Source organism: Brevundimonas basaltis, from assembly GCF_014202075.1.
In the GTDB taxonomy this organism is placed as follows: domain Bacteria; phylum Pseudomonadota; class Alphaproteobacteria; order Caulobacterales; family Caulobacteraceae; genus Brevundimonas; species Brevundimonas basaltis.
The window spans coordinates 242,679-260,258 of record NZ_JACHFZ010000004.1; the positions used below are offsets into that span (position 1 = coordinate 242,679).

Consider the following 17,580-nt stretch of genomic DNA (forward strand, 5'->3'; position numbering starts at 1 on the left):
CTGCGCCTTGGGATAAAAGCTTTTTGAAGGGGATTATTATGCGCAAGACCATCGCCGCCGTTACGGCCGGCCTGCTTCTGGTTGCTGGCCAAGCGGCCGCTGCCGGTTCCAACTCCGCTGTGACTCGCGTTGGCGATCGCGTCGGCGCCGTCGCCGGAGAATCTTCGGAATTCGCCGGCGTGCCGCTTCCTGTTCTGCTGATCGGCACCGCCGTTCTCGTGGCCGCCGTCGTGGTCGCCAGCGACGACGACAGCGAGAGCGACTAATCTGATCGACGACAACCGGCCTTCTGTTCGGTTCTCGTCTAACTGTGCTGTAGGGGCCAATCGGATTTCCGGTTGGCCCTTTCGGCGTTTATGATCCGCTGAACGAATAACGGCTTGGACAGAAATCTCTTGGCATCCTGGTTGCATCGGCTGCCGGCCCAGATCGGTCTGGCGGCCTGCGCGGTGATTCTGGCCGGCTGCGGCGGCCCCATCTCAACGGCGATCACCGACGCCCCCCGATCGGCGGCCCCTCTCCGGTTAGCGGCCCTGAACGCGCTCGACGCCCGGGTCGCCCGGGTTGCGTTCCGCTTGTCGGACGCGAACGCCGCCCTTTGCCCTGCAATCCGGCAATCAGCCGGGTGGGCGCTGCATGCGGCCTCACAGTATAGCGAAGAATTGCGACCCTACGCTCAAGCTCGTTTCGGGCTGGACGGCGATCTTCCGGGCTTGCTCACGGTGCCGGCCGGTTCGCCGGCCGCCATCGCTGGTCTCCAGGAGGGCGATCTTGTCCTCGCCGTGAACGGCCGAGCGCTTGCGAGGGGACCTGACCGAAGAGAGGCTGCGTTCGAGGGGTTGGCTGCCAACATCGCCGTGATCGACCGGTCGCTGGCCAATGGCTCTACGCAGCTGACCGTTCGCAGGAATGGCGCCGAAATACCTATCACCGTCACGCCCCGCCGCGCCTGCGGCTATGAGGTGCAGTTGAACCCGTCGGACGAACTGAACGCCCGGGCCGATGGTCGACGGCTGTTCATCAGCACAGCCTTGGCCGGGTTCGCGGAGACGGACGACGAACTGGCGGTGATCCTCGGCCACGAGCTGGCGCATCATGTGTTGCGCCACCGGGTCTGGAACGAGTCCGGCGGCGCGGCGCGGCGGGAGAACGAGAGCGTTTGGCGTGCCGAGGGGGGAGAGGGCGGCGCGGAACAGCAGGCGGATCGGGTGGGGCTCTATCTGGCTGCCCGGGCCGGTTACGATCCCGCCGTCGCCGCGCCGTTCTGGCGCCGTTTCGGCGCGTCGAACTGGCGGGTGCGATTTCCGCAAATCGTGCATGCCTCGGCCGAATCCCGTGCGAGGAGTCTCGAGGCGGTTCGTCACGAAATCGAGTTGAAGCAACGCGCCGGCGAGAACCTCGTGCCCTGAATCAGGTCAAGCCTCAGATCAGGTTGATAATAGCCAAGCTTGACCGGACTAACTAACAGGGGGTTAAGTCCACACCGCTCCTGGGGAGGATGGGATGAAGCGAAGCGAGCAGCCGATCCAACGCGTGCCGATGAGCCCGGTCGACCGGTCGCGGTCCGCGGGTCTGTATGGCGAGGTGGTCGTGCTGCCGAGTGGGCGCCCGGCATCTACGGCGCCGCTGGGCGAGCCTAAAACCTTCCTCTGATCATCATAGCTTCAGCGTCTCCCGCAGCTGAAGCCAGGCCGCCGCGATGTGATACAGGGAACTGGCCGGGGCAGGTTCGATGACAAAGGAGCCATCCGGCTCCTGTTTGTCACGCCACAAGCCGGTCGGCTCCAGATAGGCCTGCAACCCTTTCAGCGCATGACCGGCATGACCCCCGGGCAGATCCTCCGCCAGGATCAGCGCCGCTTTCAGCCGCTCGGTCTGGGGCCACAGGCGCGCGCGGCCCGAGCGTACCGCCAGCCCGTCGTCCATCTCGTCAACGGCCACGCCCCGTGCGCTGTTGATTCCACGCAAGCCCGCATCATACAGGCGGCGCGCCGCTCCGGCTGACCAATCGTCGGACCTCGCCCGCCCCCAGCGCGTCAGCAGCCAAGCCCACTCGAACTGGTGACCCGGCTCGACCAACCGTCCGGCTTCCCCTGCCGCGGGGCGCCAGTCGGCATCGAAGAACTCGCGCAGGAATCCGCCGTCGGGGTCGATGAACGCCCGCTCCGCCAAACCAACGATGGTATCGGCCATGCCCGCCCAGGCGCCCCCCGGCTCTATCGCTTCCCACGCCAGGCATGCTTCGAGCAGGTGCATATGCGCATTGGCCTGGTGGGGATGGCTGGCGTCTTCGCGCCAGCCCCCTCCGGGATGGGCCAGCCCCTCAAGCGCCTCCCGAAGAGCCTGTGCTCGCGACCCCATCAGCCCGGGCTCGATGCCGGCCGAGGCCGCCGCCGCCATGGCAAGCAGAACGAAGGCCTGATCGTAGAGTGACGCCGTGTCGTTCAGCACCTCGCCCCGGACCGACACCCGCGTGCGATAGAGACCGTCCGGCCGCCGGTTGGTCGTTTCGAACCGTTCGAGACCCTCCGTGACCAGCCGGCGCCATGGTCCCGCCCAGCCTGCCTGCCCCGCCGCGCTGTACACATATGCCTGCCGCGCTTGCACGCGCGCCCGGCGGAAGTCGCCAACGGGCGCGCCCGTACGGTCGATGGCCTCGTAAAAGCCGCCGTCGCCGGCGACGCCCGTCGTGGCCCAGAGCGGCAGGGCGTTGAACCGCACCCAGTCGTCGAACGCGCGCGCGCGAATTTCCAGCACGTCTTCTTCGGAGGCCGCCCCATGCACATGCCGCGGTGAAATCTTGCGGAGCCGCTCGACCAGTCCCTTGACCTCCTGCGACCGACTGAGATGGCAGACCAAGACCGCGTCGGGTTCGGCGATGATGGCCAGATCGCTCACGCCGGCGGTGGCGATGACCATGCCTTCGGCCGCGCGCACGAGGTTCGCCCCGTCGCCGCCGCCGCCGATCCACAGGCCGCGATCCGCCTCACCCGTAGCCGCGACAGCGTCCCAGGCGCCGAGGTCCGACCAACCAAAACCGACCGGCAGTACGGACACGCGGTCGCTCTTCTCCATTACGGCGTAGTCGATCGAGATGCGCGGCGCTTCGCTGAAAGTCTCGTCCAGCGCGGTGGAGCCGCCATCGCCAGCCGGGAAGGCCTGTCTGACGGTCCGCAGGACTTCGGGCGCATGGGCTTCCAGTTCCGTGAGCAGGACGTCCGCGCGCACGACGAAATTGCCACTGTTCCAGAGGTAGCCCTCCTTCACATAGGTTTCCGCCCGACGACGATCCGGCTTTTCGACGAACCGTTTGACCGGCGCCAGGCCAGGACCGTCAGGCTGAATATAGCCATAGGCCGAAGAGGGCTCGCTGGGCCGCACGCCGAAGGTGACGATCCGTCCCTCCTCCGCCGCCTTCGCGCCCTCCAGCACCGCGGCCCTGAACCCCGCCGCGTCGGGGATGTGGTGATCCGAAGCGACGAACAGGGCGACGGCGTCCGGGTCCTGCCGGGCGATCCATTCCGCCGCCGCAGTCACGGCCGGCGCCGAATCCCGGCCGACCGGCTCGATCAGCAGAACCGCGTCGGCGTCGTCCAGCTGATCGGCGATCGATGAGGCGTGATCGCGGCCGGCCACGACGACGATCCGGCCGTGCGCACCTGTCAACGGCGCCACCCGCGCGATTGTCTCCTGGAACAGCGACAGATCGCCGGCCAGGCTGAGGAACTGCTTCGGCCGGTGATCCCGCGAGGCGGGCCAGAGCCGCGTCCCGGCGCCGCCGCACAGGATCACCGGATAGATCGCCATGACCGCCCCCCGCTACTCGCCGAGCCCCGCACCGTCTTCGGCGTCGGGCCCCACCCGGGGCTTACCCCACTAGAATCTCGTGCGCCAATTGCCCATCAGCCCGTAGACAGGAGCCGCCGTCCGCACGTGCCGGTCGTCCCGGGTCACCACGGCGCGCAGCGCCAGCTCGGAGCCGTCGGACAGGGCGTGCAGAGTCCCCAGCGCCATGTCGATCTGCCGACCCGACGGCGTCGCCGAGAAGCGGCGCTCCGAGAAGGTGAGCGGATCGAAATACTCCAGCGGCGCGTCCGCCAGCCAGGCGCTGAACTCGCCGCTCTCGACCCGCAGCGGCTGCGAGATTGACCAGGTCAGGGAGCGACAGCCGAAACCGAGGACCTCGCAGACCGAGGTCAGGCCCAGCCGCCAGCTTGAGCTCAGCGCGGTTTCCGACAGGTTGAGGAACTGGCCTGTCAGGTCGGTGCGGGCCCAGCCCGCCTCCGCGTCCAGCCAGAGGCCGGAGCCGAGGTCGAACAGGCCCGAAACGCCGGCGAAGCTGCTCTCGCTCGGCATTTCAAACCCGGAGCCGATCGGCACATAGGACCCCAGCGGTCCCATCCGTTCACTCAGGCCGCCGGCGGCGAAGGTGAGCTGCGCCGCGGGCGAGGCCTCCCACTTCATGGCGAAGCGGGTGTAGCGCGACACATCCTCTTCCGTGGCCTGGAAGGGCATGGCCCGGTCCCCGGCGCCTGCGTCGGCGGTGAAGGTCAGGGCCCCCACCTTGACCGCGCCCAGCCAGGCGCGATCCACCTGCGCCAGCGAGGCGAACCCGTCCCCGGCGCCCAATTCGAACGGCGAGCGCGCGCCGTTCCGCCCCTGCCACATCGCAACGCCGCCGCGGTCCGTGGAGAACTGGACCATGACGTCCTCGCGCCGTTCCTCGTCGAGCCACGGCGTCAGGGCGCGGGAAAGAGCCGCGGGATCGGAGGCGCTGTCGTCGACGGCCGCGCTGCTCGTGAGCGACAGCTGTCCGCCGATCGGCGCATCGACGGTCAGGGTCGCCTGCTGCCGTTCCAACCGGGGCATCCGGTTCCGATCTCCCGCCGGAGCCTGCGCGAAGGCGGCTGCGAGATTGACGCGGAACAGCCGGTCGAAGGAGTCGTGCCCGACCGTCTGCAGTCCAGCCGAGTTGCGGAAGGCGTCGCCGAAGGCGGCGCTGGACCAGGCGAACCTCTGGCTGGTCACCGTCACGGTGGATCCCGACCCCATCGGCACACTGGTCGAGCCGACGGGCTGGAAGGCGCGCGCGATGTCGAGCAGGCCGCGTCCGTAGACCACGTCCACGCCCGGGTCGCCCGCCTCGCGGGCCGTCGTCAGCAATATCTGGACGGCCTCCCGGCCGGTCAGGTTAGGGAAGGCGTCAAGCAGGAGGGCCAAGGCGCCGGCCACCGCAGGGGCCGAGAAGGAGGTCCCGTTTATCCGCCAGCAGGAAGTTCCGTTACATCCGGTGATGACGTCAGCACCTGCGGCGCTGATATAACTTGCGGCGGAGACCCCGGCCCTGTTCGAGAAGCCGGCGAGCGTGTTGGTGGCGTCGTGCGCGCCGACGACGATGATGCTGCCGGCGAACCTTGGGTCGGTGGCGTACCGCCCGGGCCATTCGGGGTTTCCGCCCGTCGCTTCCTCACCCGCGTTCCCGGCGGCGATGGTGAACACGATGCCGGCGTTGACGGCGCGTTGCAAGGCCGCCTCGAACGCCGCACCGAGCGGGCCTTCGCCCCCCAGCGACATGTTCACGATCCGCAGGTTGTTTGCGATGGCGTAGTCGATCGCCCGCACCAGGTCTGCCGATTGGAAACAGACGGTGTCTTCCGGTTTGCTGCAGGTGCTGACATCCGCCCGGATCGACACAATGGTCGATTCATAGGCGATTCCGATGGTGCCGAAACCGTTGAAATTCGACGCGATGATCCCCGAGACCAAGGTCCCGTGCGAGGGGGCGCCGTTGGCCGTCGGAGGGCCTGCCGGCGTGTTGCGGCCCACGACAACGTCGGTCGACAGCGATGAGATGCGGCCCTGGAGATCGGCCTGGGCGAAGTCGATGCCGGAATCGACCACGGCGATGTTGATTCCTGCGCCGGTTGCGCCGGCGTTCCAGGCGGTGATGGCCCCTGAATTCGCCGACCCATAGTTCCGTAGATACTCGGCCGAGGTCGCCGAGGGCGGCGGCGGAGGGGGCGGGGGCGGGGGCGGGGGCGGAGGCGGAGGAGGAGGAGGAGGAGGAGGAGGAGGAGGCGGCGGCGGCGGCGGAGGAGGCGGAGGAACCGGCGTGACCACAGTTCCGCTACCGCCGCCGCCACCGCCGCCGCAAGCCGTGAGAGGCAAGGCCAGTGCGGCGAGCAACAGCAATCCCGAAACAGACCCCAAACGACGACTACGCATCGAACCACACCTCAAATCCACGCCCTGTTCCAAAACTCTAGGGGCGCAGACGTGAAATCTGCAATCATTTTCATGAGATCGCCGACGGGCAGGCTTTCGCGCGGGTCGCCGGGCACGGCGCGCCTCACCCGGAGGCGCCGACGCCCGGCGTGGCGGGAGCCTGAACGGGGCCGACCGGCTCAGGTCGCCACGCCGCCGCGGGGTTCAGGGCCGCCGTGGCCTCCAGAAACGTCCCCGGCTTCATCGACGGCTCGGGCGCGGTGCGCAGCCCGACCAACCGCGCCAGGTCGGCGATGAAGGTGATGCAGTTGCGCCGCCTCAGATCGTAGACCGACCCCTCGGGCGTGTTCCACCACTCGGCGCGAGCCTTCAGGGCGTACCATGTGGCGTCATCGAGGGTCAGGGTCAGGAACGGCCGGCCCTCGTCGACGTAGCGGGCGTCCGGGCTGGCCACCACGCCGTCGCCGCGAGTGAACAGCAGTTGCGGTCCGGGACTCTTCGCCGTGAAACCGGCCGCCCAGTCGACCGGCTCGCCCGTAGCGTCGACCGTCCCTTCGGCATGCACATAGGCGTGCGGGAACAGCAGATCGCCGCCGCGGATTCGCGCCCCGGGGTGGGCGTAGAAGGTGACGGTCACCTCGGCCCAGGCGTGGCCAGCGATCAGAGCCAGCAACAGGGCGGGAGCGAGCGAGCGGAACAGGCTGCGGGTCATGTGGTCTCCGGACAGGCGCACTGTGGAACGCGCCGGGCTGAACGTGCAAGGGCCGCCGGGGATGCCCCGACGGCCCTCACAACGCTTGATCGTTGAAGATCAGTGCGGCGCAGGTTTGGCCACCACATCGGCTTCCGACGTACGGGAACGGGCGCAGGCGATGGCGAACACCGTCAGAAGGACGTAGCCGATCAGCGGCACATAAAAGGCCGGGTTGAAGTAGGCGGCTGCGTCGTCGACGATCCGGCCAGCGATATAGGGCAGCACGGCCCCGCCGACGATGGCGGTGCACAGCAGGCCCGACGTCGCGGACGCAGGAGCTCCCGAACGCTCCAGCGTCAGGGTGAAGATGGTCGGGAACATGATCGAGTTGAAGAAGCCCACGGCGATCGCCGCATAGGCGGCCGTCTCGCCCGAAGTCTGCGTCACGACCAGGCACAGGATGGCGGCCGCGGCGGTGTTGACCGTCAGCAGCACCCCGGCGCGGACGCGCGTCAGAAGCAGGGCCCCGATGAACCGGCCGACCATGGCGCCGCCCCAGTAGAGGCTGACCATGCGCCCGGCGTCCGCCTCCGGGATGTCGAGGATGGTCGGGCTGGCGAGGAAGTTGGTCAGCAGGCCGCCGATCGTCACCTCGGATCCCACATAGATGAAGATCGCCAGCGCTCCGAACAGGGCCCAGGGCGAGGTGAAGGCCTTCAGCGGCGAGGCCACGCCGCCGGCCTCTTCGGCGCCTGCGGCCGCCGCATTGATCTTCTTGCGGGCGGTGAAGATGAAGAAGGCGACCACGGCGAAAAATGCGCCGAGACCGAGGAAGGCGATGTCGATGCTGCGCAGCGACTCGGCGCGGGTCGCGGTGGTGACCACCGCACCGGCGGCGAAGACGCCGCCGGTCAGCAGCACGGTCGAGCCGAGATAGGGTCCCACCGTGGTGCCGAGCGAGTTGAAGAACTGCGAGAAATTCAGCCGCGCGTGCGAGCTCTTCCTGGAGCCAAGCGCCGCGACCAGCGGATTGGCCGCCACCTGCAGCAGCGTCACCCCCGAGGCGATGACGAACAGGGCGATCAGCACGCCGGGGTACCAGTCCATGATCGTCGCCACCGGGACGATCAGGCAGCCCAGCACCATCACGGCGAGGGCGGAAATGATGGAGCGGCTGTAGCCCAGCTTGCTGAGCACGGCGGCCGCCGGCACGGACACCACGGCATAGGCGATGAACCAGGCGGAGGCGGTCAGCATGGCCTCGGCGGTGCTGAGATCGAACACCTTGCGCACCGCCGCGATCAACGGGTCGATCAACGAGGTGGCGAAGCCCCAAGCGAAGAACAGGGTGGTCACATAGGCGAAGGCGAGGGTGGTCCCGCGGCCCGCCGGCGTTTGCGTATCGGTCATCTCTCTCCCCAAGGTGGCCGTGCGTCCCACGCGCGCAGTGTTTGGTGGAAACGGTTTCATCATCGAATGGTCCGCGTCCAGCCGTTTTCGGGCGCCGTAACGAAAAGTGGCCGCGCGATCTCCTGTCGCGGGCGGTCCATCCCTCGGTTTGAGGGGATGACGGCGGCGCCCGCGTGGTGTTCAACATCGGTGGTCCGTCGCCGGGCCGTGGAGAGGAATGCTTGACCGTCCGGAATCCCGAAGCACCGCACACAGAGTCCGACGCCGCTGACTGGTGGCGCGGCGCGGTCATCTACCAGGTCTATCCGCGCAGTTTCGCCGACTCGAATGGCGACGGCGTCGGCGACCTCAAGGGGATCGTCGATCATCTCGACCATATCGCCTCGCTGGGCGTCGACGCCGTTTGGCTGTCGCCCTTCTTCACCTCGCCGATGAAGGATTTCGGCTACGACGTGGCCGACTACTGCGACGTCGATCCAATCTTCGGGAGGCTGGCCGATTTCGACGCCCTGGTCGACAAGGCGCACCGGCTGGGTCTGCGCGTCATCACCGATCTGGTCGTCGCCCACACCTCCGACCTGCACGCCTGGTTCCGGGAAAGCCGCCAGTCACGCAGCAACCCGAAGGCCGACTGGTACGTCTGGGCCGACGCCCGGCCGGACGGCACGCCACCGTCGAACTGGCAGTCGGTGTTCGGCGGCCCGGCCTGGACCTGGGACGCCCGGCGTGGCCAGTACTACATGCACAATTTCCTGCCGGAGCAGCCGCAGCTGAACCTGCACCGGCCGGCGGTGCAGGACGCCCTGCTCGACGTGGCGCGGTTCTGGTTGGACCGCGGCGTCGACGGCTTCCGCTTCGACGCCCTTAATTTCGCGATGCACGATCCCCTGCTGCGCGACAACCCGCCTCTGCCGCCGGGCGGAAAACGGACCCGGCCGTTCGACTTTCAGGACAAGATCTTCAACCAGTCGCACCCTCGGATCGTCGACTTCCTCAAGCGGGTCCGCGCCCTGACCGACGAATACGGCGGCCGCTTTACCGTGGCGGAGGTGCCGGGCGATCGGCCCGACGCCGAAATGCAGGCCTTCACCGCCGGCGACGACCATCTGAACACCGCCTACGGCTTCCTCTACCTCTACGCCCCGGCGCTCGAGGCCCGGCTTGTGCGCGACGCTGCGGACACCTGGGATGGCCGCGACGGGCAGGGCTGGCCCTCCTGGGCCTTCTCCAATCACGACGCGCCCAGGGCCGTCTCGCGTTGGGCAGGGGATCGCGATCCAGCCGCCTTCGCCGGCATGGCCATGCTGCTGCTGATGTGCCTGCGCGGCAACGTCTTCATCTACCAGGGCGAGGAGCTGGCCCTGCCCCAGGCCGAGGTGCCGTTCGAACGGCTCAAGGATCCGGAGGCCATCGCCAACTGGCCGGAGACGCTGGGACGCGACGGCGCGCGCACACCAATGCCCTGGAGCGGCGACCGGCCCCATGCCGGCTTTTCGACCGCCGATCCGTGGCTGCCGGTCGATCCGCGTCACCTCCCCCTTGCCGTCGACCGGCAGGAGGCCGACCCGGCCTCGATGCTGCAGCTGACCCGACGGCTCATCGCCCTGCGCAAGGCTCATCCGGCCCTGACCCGTGGCGAGATGCGGCTGGTGGATGCGGCGCCCGGCCTGCTGGCTTTCGAGCGCACCCTCGGCGGCGAACGCCTTCTGTGCGTGTTCAACCTGGGCGACCGGCCTGTCGACTGGAAGCCCCCGGCCGGCTGGCGCTTCGTAGAGGCGGTGAATGTCGAGGCCGCGGGCGCCGCCGCCACGCCGCCGATGGCCGGCCTGGTCCTCTCCGGCGCGCCCTGATCCTCTCACGTTTGGTTTCCCGCGCATGGCAAGGCCGGGGAATATCCGCCAAACGATGGCCGCCCGCGCCGCTTCGCGGCGTCCGGCCAGACCGTTTGCGTGGAGTTCGCCCCCGATGCTGGACCGTCGTTCACTGATCACAGCCGGCGCGGCCGTGGCCGCTCTTCCCGCCCCCGCCGCCGCCCAGGACGCCGCCACGGCCGGGCCCCAGCCGGGCTCCGCCACCGCCGCCTCACCCGGGGGCGTCCTCTCCGTCGAGGTGACGGCCGACAAGGACGGCTTCGTCGCCTATTCCGTCAACCGCCTCGGCAAGCCTGTTATCGCGCCCTCGCGGTTGGGCTTCCTGCTCACCGACGCCCGCAAGCTCGAGCGCGCCTTCGGCATCCTCGACCAGACCGTCACCGGTCACGACGACACCTGGGAGCAGCCGTGGGGCGAACGGCGCTTCATCCGCAACCGCTACACCGAGTTGCGCCTCCAGTTTCAGGAGCGCTGGGGCCTGATGCGGCGGATGGACGTAGTCTTCCGCCTGTACGACGACGGCCTCAGCTTCCGCTACGAATTCCCCGAGCAGGACAATCTGGAGACCGTCCGCATCGGCGCCGAGCTGACCGAGTTCAACATCGTCGACGCCGGCACGGCCTGGTGGCTGCCCGCCTTCGAGTACAACCGCGCGGAATATCTGTACAACAAGACCCCGATCTCGGCGGTCGGGGTCAGCCAAACGCCGCTGACCATGCGGCTCGAGGACGGCACGCATCTGTCGATCCACGAGGCGGCGCTGGTCGACTATTCCGGCATGAACCTGCGCCGGGTCGAGGGCGGCAAGTTCCGCGCCATGTTGACCCCCGGTCTGACCAGCGCCGCCGTGGTGCGCGAGGCGCCGTTCCACACGCCGTGGCGCACGCTCCAGATCGCCGACCAGGCCGGCGGCCTCGTCGAATCCAGCCTGATCCTGAACCTCAACGAGCCCAACAGACTGGGCGACGTCAGCTGGTTCAAGCCGATGAAATACATCGGCATCTGGTGGGACATGCACCTCGACACCCGCAGCTGGAACTCGGGTCCGAAGCACGGCGCCACCACCGAATACACCCTGCGCCACATCGACTTCGCAGCCGAGCACGGCTTCGGCGGGGTGCTGGTCGAGGGCTGGAACGTGGGCTGGGACGGCGAATGGTTCGGAACCGGCTGGGGCTACAGCTTCACCCAGCCCTACCCCGACTTCGACATCGAGCGCGTCGCCGCCTACGCCCGCTCGAAGGGCGTCGAGATCGTCGGCCACCACGAGACTGGCGGCAACGCCTTCTTCTACGAACAGCAGCTCGAGGACGCCTTCGCCCTGATGCGGCGCTTCGGCTGGCACACGGTCAAGACAGGCTATGTCGCCGACGCCGGCGGGGCCCGAGTCGCCACCGCTGACGGTCAGTCCGCCCTCGCCTGGCACGAGAGCCAGGCCATGGCCCGGCATCATCAGACGGTCGTCGAGACGGCGGCGAAATACCAGGTGGCGGTCAACGCCCACGAGCCGATCAAGGACACCGGCCTGCGCCGCACCTGGCCCAACACCATCACCCGCGAGGGCGCGCGCGGCATGGAGTACGCCGCCTGGGGCCAGCCGGCCAATCCGCCGGAGCACGAGCCCAACCTCGTCTTCACCCGCCTGCTGGCCGGGCCGATGGACTTCACCCCCGGAATCTTCGGCATGGAGACCCGGGTCCCCGCCGGCGTCGCCACCACCTGGGCCAAGCAACTGGCCCTCTATGTCGTCATCTACAGTCCGATCCAGATGGCCGCCGACCTGCTGGAGAATTACGAGGCCAACCCCGCCCCGTTCCAGTTCATCAAGGACGTGGCCGTCGACTGGCACGAGACCCGGGTGCTGAGCGGCGAGGTCGGCGACTTCGTCACCATCGTCCGCAAGGACCGGAACTCCGACGCATGGTTCCTCGGCTCCATCACCGACGAGAACCCGCGCATCCTCACCGCCCCCTTGGCCTTCCTCGACCCGGGCCGCCGCTACCGGGCCGAGATCTATGCCGACGGACCGGGCGCGAACTACACCACCCACCGCACGGCCATCGACATCTCGACCCGCGAGGTGACCTCGGCCGACGTCCTGACCCTGCGCCTCGCCCCCGGCGGCGGCCAGGCCATCCGCTTCGTCCCGCTCGGCCGGGTGCGGCGCTGAATCGAAACGCGCCGGCGCTGGCAGTTCTTCGCCGCGGGCGGTAACGAGGACGGATGAGCAAGGGCCCCGTCCTCCTTACCGGTTCGGCCGGCTTCATCGGCTTCCACACCGCCCGGCGCCTGCTGGCCCGCGGCGAGACCGTCATCGGCGTTGACAATCTGAACAGCTACTACGACCCGGCGCTTAAACAGGCCCGGCTCGAGCGGCTGCAGGCCGAGCCCGGCTACATCCACCACACCCTCGATCTCGCCGACCGCCCGGGCATGACGGCCGTGTTCGCCGGACACGCGCCGCGCCGCATCGTCCATCTCGGGGCCCAGGCCGGCGTGCGCTACAGCCTCGAACATCCGGAGAGCTACGTCGATTCGAACGTTGTCGGCTTCCTGACTGTGCTCGAGGGCGCGCGGGCGGTGCAGGCCGAGCATCTGGTCTTCGCCTCGACCAGCTCCGCCTTTGGGGCTAACGGCGCCCTGCCCTTCTCGGTGCGTCAGGGCGTGGCCCATCCGATGACCGTCTACGCCGCCACCAAGATCGCCAACGAGGCGATGGCGCACAGCTACTCCCACCTGTTCGGCTTCCCCTCGACGGGCCTGCGCTTCTTCACCGTCTACGGGCCGTGGGGCCGGCCCGACATGGCCCTGTTCAAGTTCACCAGGGCCATCCTCGAAGGCCGTCCCATCGACGTCTACGGCCATGGCGAAATGGAGCGCGACTTCACCTATGTCGACGACATCGTCGATGGCGTGATCGCCGCGCTGGATCGTCCCGCCGCGGCCGACCCCGACTGGGACGCGGCCATGCCCGACCCCTCGACCAGCGGCGTCGCCCCGTGGCGCATCCTCAATCTCGGCGCCGGTCGCCGCGAACAGCTGATGCGCTACATCGCCGTACTGGAGGAGGCGCTGGGCATGAAGGCCGAGCTGAATCTGATGCCGGTCCAGGACGGCGACGTCGCCCGCACAGAGGCAGACGTGACCGAGACCCGGGCCGCCCTCGGCTACGCCCCCTCGACCTCGATCGAGGTCGGGGTGAAGCGTTTCGTGGACTGGTACCGCGACTTCTACGGCGTCTAGGCACACGAAAGGGCGGAGCCGTCGCCGGCCCCGCCCGTCCATGTCGTCCATGCCGGCCTAGGGGACGGGATTGCCGTCCACGTCGACGACCTGCACCTCGCCGATGTTCAGGGCCCGGATCTTCGGCTCGATAGTGGCGCGGTCGCCGACCACGACCCAGGTTGTCGGCCCCGTCCCGACGATTTCCCGCGCCGCCTCGGTCGCCCGCTGCGCGTCCATGGCCGAGACGATTTCGGCGTAGCTGTCGTAGTAGTTTTGCGGCACGCCCCAGACGACCATGTTCTGAAGCTCTCCGGCGATGGCGGCGTTGGTTTCCCAGTTGCCGGCCATGCCCTGCACCATATTGGCGCGGGCCGCCGCGATCTCCTCGCCGGTCAGCGGGCGAGAGCCGACCACCTCGGTCAACTCCCGGCGCAGTTCGGCCAGGCTCTCGGCCGTCTTGTCCGACTGGACTCCGGCGCTGACGGAATAGATCCGCTCGCCCCGGCCGAAGGGTACGCCGCCGCCGGCACCGTAGGACCAGCCCTTGTCCTCGCGCAGGTTCATGTTGATGCGGCTGGTGAAGGAACCGCCGAGCGCCGTGTTCATGGTCTCAATGGCCGGCTCGCGGGCCGGATCGAAGGCATCGACCACCCGGCCGCCGAGGATGGTCGACTGCGGTCCCGCGCGATCCACGATCAGGATGCGCGGCGGCCCGGCCGCGTCCGGCGCGTCGGCCGGTCCCGGTTTCGCGGGCATCGGCGTCGACGGGGCCTGCCAGCGTGAGAAGGCCCGCTCGAGCCGGGGCGTCAGTTCGGCCAGGCTGACGTCGCCGACCACCACCAGGGTGGCGTTGTCGGGCCGGAACCAGGTGCTGTGCCAGGCTTCGGCGTCGGCGGGCGTGATCGAGCTCACCGTCGCCTCGGTGCCCGAGCTCGGACGGCCATAGGGATTGCCCGGCCCGTAGAGTTCGCGGTTCAGCGTCATCCGGGCGATGGCCCCCGGGTTGCGCCGCGCCTGCTGGATGCCGGCGATCTGCTGGGCCTGGACTCGCTGGAAGTCATCGGCCCGGAAGGCCGGGTTCAGGATCACATCGGCGTAGAGGTCGAGCGATGGGTCGAGCCGAGCCGTCAGGGCGGTCATCGAAACGCTGGTGGAGTTTGTCCCCGACCCGGCCCCAAGGGTGGCGCCCAGCAGCTGCAACCGGTCGCTGATCTGGAGCGCGTTGAGGCTGTCCGTACCGTTGGTCATCACCTGCGGCGCCAGCTGGCCGAGGCCGGCCTTGTCGTCCGGATCGACCACCGCCCCGGCGTCGAGGATCAGATTCATCGAGACGGTCGGCACGCTTTCGCGTTGGACCAGCATCACCTTCATTCCGTTGGACAGCGTGCCGCTCTGGATCGCCGGGAATTCGGCCAGCGGGGCGGGACCGGGCGCCGGCAGACCCGCGCTGCGGTCGACGCCCGCCGTGGTGGTGTAGTCGGGGAAGGGCAGCACCTCGAGGCTGTAGCTGCCGTCGGTCAGCCAACGGCGGCCGGCGTCGGTCAGGTTACGGGGCGTCGCCGCCACCACGCGCTGATAGCTCTCGCGCCACGCGCCGGGGTCGCCGAGGAACACCTCCGACGCCGCCAGCCGGTCCGACTTGCCGCCGAAGCCGCCGATGCGCTCCAGGCCGCGGATATAGCCGGCCGCCGTCTGGGTGCGAACCCGCTCGAGCTCCTCGGCCGTCGGCCCGTCGCGCAGCAGGCGCGCCATCTCCTCGTCGACGATGGCTTCGATGCGGCCCAGGTCGCCGCCCGCCTTGGCCGTCGCGATCACGAAGAACTGGCCGGCGAGCTCGCGGCCGCTGGCGCTGGCCTGAACCGAGGTCGCCAGTTGTTCGTCGATGACCAGCCGCTTGTAGAGGCGCGACGAGCGGCCCGAGGACAGCACGTCCGCCACCATGCCAAGGTAGTCGGTGTCCGCCTCGCCGGTCGGTGTTATGTTCCACACCTTGTAGAGACGCGGCTGGCCGACGCGGTCGTACATGACCTCGCGCTGCTCGCCCTGCATCCGGTGCACCATGCGGCGCGGCTGGGTCACCGGCGGTCCCGAAGGAATGTCGCCGAAATAGCGCTGAACCTTCTCGCGCGCCACCTCCGGGGTGATGTCGCCGGCGAGCACGATGACGGCGTTGGCCGCGCCGTAGTAGTCGCGGAACCACTGCTGCACCGTCTCCAGGTCAGCGGCGTTCAGATCCTCCATCGAGCCGATGACGGTGTGGCCGTAGGGGTGCTCATCGGGCCAGGTGGCGGCGGTGACGGCGTTGAAGACGCGGCCATAGGGCTGGTTTTCGCCCTGGCGCTTCTCGTTCTGGACGACGCCGCGCTGCTCATCCAGCCGGGCCTGGTCGATGGCCCCGAGCAGGTGGCCCATGCGGTCGCTTTCCAGCCACAGGATGGAATCCAGCGCCGTGGTCGGCACGTTCTGGAAATAGTTGGTGCGGTCGCTGTTGGTGGTGCCGTTCAGGTCGGTCGCGCCGAGCAGTTCCGTGCCCTTGAAGAAGTCGGTGTTGTAGTTCTCCGACCCGTTGAACATCAGGTGCTCGAACAGGTGGGCGAAGCCGGAGCGGCCCGCGGGCTCGTTCTTCGAGCCGACGTGGTACCAGATATTCACCGCCACGATCGGAGCCTTGTGGTCCTCGTGGACGATCACGGTCAGGCCGTTGTCGAGGGTGAATTTCGTGAAGGGGATGTCGACGTCGGGCAGCGGCGCCAGCTGCTGACGCGACTGCGGCGCGGCCACGGCCGGCGCGGCCGCGACCTCGCCGGCGAGGGCCGGGGTCTGGGCCTGTGCCCCGGTGGCCAGCAGGACGGCCGAGGCCACCCCTCCGAGCAAGGCGAGACGATTGGTGCGCATGAGAAAACCCCCTTGAAGGACCGGCGCCCGGCGGCGCGAACCGCATAGTGGCGGCGCCCGGCGGTGACTTGGCAAGGGCGGAATCAGACCGGATCGACGCAGCCGGACGCCGCGCGGCTTCGCAGCTGCGAAGACTCGCGGAATTTCCTTGCGCAATTAGCGTCTCTCCACCTCCGCTCATCAGCCTGGCTGGCGGGATATATGAGAAGCGCGGCATGCCTTGCCCGCTGCAGCGCCGTTCCGCCCGTGCCGCGGCCTGGATGAAGCGGCGTTGAAATACGACGACGGCCCGAGCGTCTGGAGGCGGCGGCAGCGGGGCGCAGAGGCGACCACCGACAAAAAACGGGGGCCCGCGATCACGGGCCCCCGCTGGACGTCTTTCAGCCTTGCTTTCGCGCTCAGCGCGGGCTGGCGGTTCCGCTGGTCGCCGCCGATGGGGCCGCGGGCGACTCCTGGACGGTCGACTGTCCGGCCGCGCCGGTGACCGGAACCTGCGGACCGAGGCCGCTGGTCGGCGTGCCGGCCTCGACGGCCGCGCCCTCCGGCGTCTCGCCTTCAGCCGGAGCCGCGCCCGGCTGACGGGCCGGGTCGGGCGCCGGCACGGCGTAGCCGCCCGAGCCCTGCGAACGCAGCCAGGCGATCAGATTGACCCGGGTCTGGGTGTCGCGGATGCCGGCGAACGACATCTTGGTACCCGGCACGTGGCGGCCCGGGGCGGTCAGGAACTGGTCCAGCTGGTCGTAGGTCCAGGTCGGCGCTTCGGCCGCGTGGGTCTTCATCGCGTCGGAATAGGCGAATCCGCCTCGCGCGGCGACGGCCCCGCCAACGATGCCATTCAGATTCGGTCCGGTGCCGCTGGCGCCGCCGGCGTTGATGGTGTGGCAGGCCACGCAGCGCGCGAAGGCAGCCTCGCCCGCGGCCAGATCGGCGGTCGGCAGCACCGTGCCCCAGTCGGGCGGCAGCACGGCCTCGGCGGCTCCGCCGGCGGCCTCTTCCGGCGCGTCGACGAAATAGCCCATCTTTTCAGGCGCTTCGCTATGATAAATCGCGCCCGTGACCTGCTGCACGCCGACGATGACGAAGGCGGTGGCCAGCACGGCGCCCAGAATCTTGTTTCCGTTCAGATCGCCGCTCATGCGCGTCGTCGCATCCCGTTCCTGAGGCCCGGCCACGAGGGCGGTCGGGCGAATTCTTGCGTGGGCGTCTCTTACACGCTAGCGCGGCCTTCGCAACCGGCCCCGAACGCCCGTGGCGGCGTCG

Annotated in this window: 12 protein-coding genes; 6 read left to right on the plus strand and 6 right to left on the minus strand. The window is 68.9% G+C overall.

Going from position 1 to position 17,580, the window contains the following annotated elements; all coding sequences use genetic code 11:
• Positions 1-38 precede the first annotated feature (38 nt).
• The 3 genes from HNQ67_RS10830 to HNQ67_RS10840 all read left to right on the plus strand — a co-directional run bounded on the left by HNQ67_RS10830 (position 39) and on the right by HNQ67_RS10840 (position 1,653).
• Entirely contained in the window at positions 39-266 is a 228-nt protein-coding gene (locus HNQ67_RS10830; RefSeq protein ID WP_183255244.1) for a hypothetical protein, read from the plus strand.
• 183 nt (positions 267-449) lie between these two features.
• On the plus strand, positions 450-1,409 hold the full coding sequence (locus HNQ67_RS10835) for a M48 family metalloprotease (RefSeq protein ID WP_183255246.1): 960 nt from the start codon (positions 450-452) through the stop codon (positions 1,407-1,409).
• 94 nt (positions 1,410-1,503) lie between these two features.
• Positions 1,504-1,653, plus strand: a complete 150-nt coding sequence (locus tag HNQ67_RS10840) for a hypothetical protein (protein ID WP_183255248.1) — start codon at positions 1,504-1,506, stop codon at positions 1,651-1,653.
• Positions 1,654-1,656: 3 nt separating this feature from the next.
• On the opposite strand, the gene HNQ67_RS10845 is transcribed toward HNQ67_RS10840, so the two are convergent.
• The 4 genes from HNQ67_RS10845 to HNQ67_RS10860 form a co-directional block, all read right to left on the minus strand.
• Entirely contained in the window at positions 1,657-3,807 is a 2,151-nt protein-coding gene (locus HNQ67_RS10845; protein WP_183255249.1) for an AGE family epimerase/isomerase, read from the minus strand.
• 69 nt (positions 3,808-3,876) lie between these two features.
• Positions 3,877-5,949: a S8 family serine peptidase gene (locus HNQ67_RS10850; protein WP_183255602.1), complete on the minus strand. Its 2,073-nt coding sequence runs from the start codon at positions 5,947-5,949 to the stop codon at positions 3,877-3,879.
• Between the two features lie 400 nt (positions 5,950-6,349).
• On the minus strand, positions 6,350-6,937 hold the full coding sequence (locus tag HNQ67_RS10855) for a hypothetical protein (RefSeq protein ID WP_183255251.1): 588 nt from the start codon (positions 6,935-6,937) through the stop codon (positions 6,350-6,352).
• 99 nt (positions 6,938-7,036) lie between these two features.
• The gene (locus HNQ67_RS10860) at positions 7,037-8,329 is read right to left on the minus strand and encodes a sugar MFS transporter (RefSeq protein WP_183255253.1); all 1,293 of its coding nucleotides are present in this window, start codon (positions 8,327-8,329) and stop codon (positions 7,037-7,039) included.
• A gap of 221 nt (positions 8,330-8,550) precedes the next feature.
• Here HNQ67_RS10860 and HNQ67_RS10865 point away from each other — a divergent pair, with 221 nt between their 5' ends.
• The 3 genes from HNQ67_RS10865 (at position 8,551) to HNQ67_RS10875 (ending at position 13,443) form a co-directional block, all read left to right on the plus strand.
• The gene (locus HNQ67_RS10865; protein ID WP_183255255.1) at positions 8,551-10,179 is read left to right on the plus strand and encodes an alpha-glucosidase family protein; all 1,629 of its coding nucleotides are present in this window, start codon (positions 8,551-8,553) and stop codon (positions 10,177-10,179) included.
• A gap of 115 nt (positions 10,180-10,294) precedes the next feature.
• Positions 10,295-12,370, plus strand: a complete 2,076-nt coding sequence (locus tag HNQ67_RS10870; protein WP_221247856.1) for a glycoside hydrolase family 97 protein — start codon at positions 10,295-10,297, stop codon at positions 12,368-12,370.
• A gap of 53 nt (positions 12,371-12,423) precedes the next feature.
• On the plus strand, positions 12,424-13,443 hold the full coding sequence (locus tag HNQ67_RS10875) for an NAD-dependent epimerase/dehydratase family protein (protein ID WP_183255259.1): 1,020 nt from the start codon (positions 12,424-12,426) through the stop codon (positions 13,441-13,443).
• Between the two features lie 57 nt (positions 13,444-13,500).
• Here the strand turns inward: HNQ67_RS10875 and HNQ67_RS10880 are convergent, their stop codons facing one another.
• Positions 13,501-16,320, minus strand: coding sequence for a M16 family metallopeptidase (locus tag HNQ67_RS10880; RefSeq protein ID WP_183255261.1), 2,820 nt, complete (start codon positions 16,318-16,320; stop codon positions 13,501-13,503).
• A 398-nt stretch (positions 16,321-16,718) separates the two neighbouring features.
• Entirely contained in the window at positions 16,719-17,456 is a 738-nt protein-coding gene (locus HNQ67_RS10885; protein ID WP_183255263.1) for a c-type cytochrome, read from the minus strand.
• Positions 17,457-17,580: the final 124 nt, after the last annotated feature.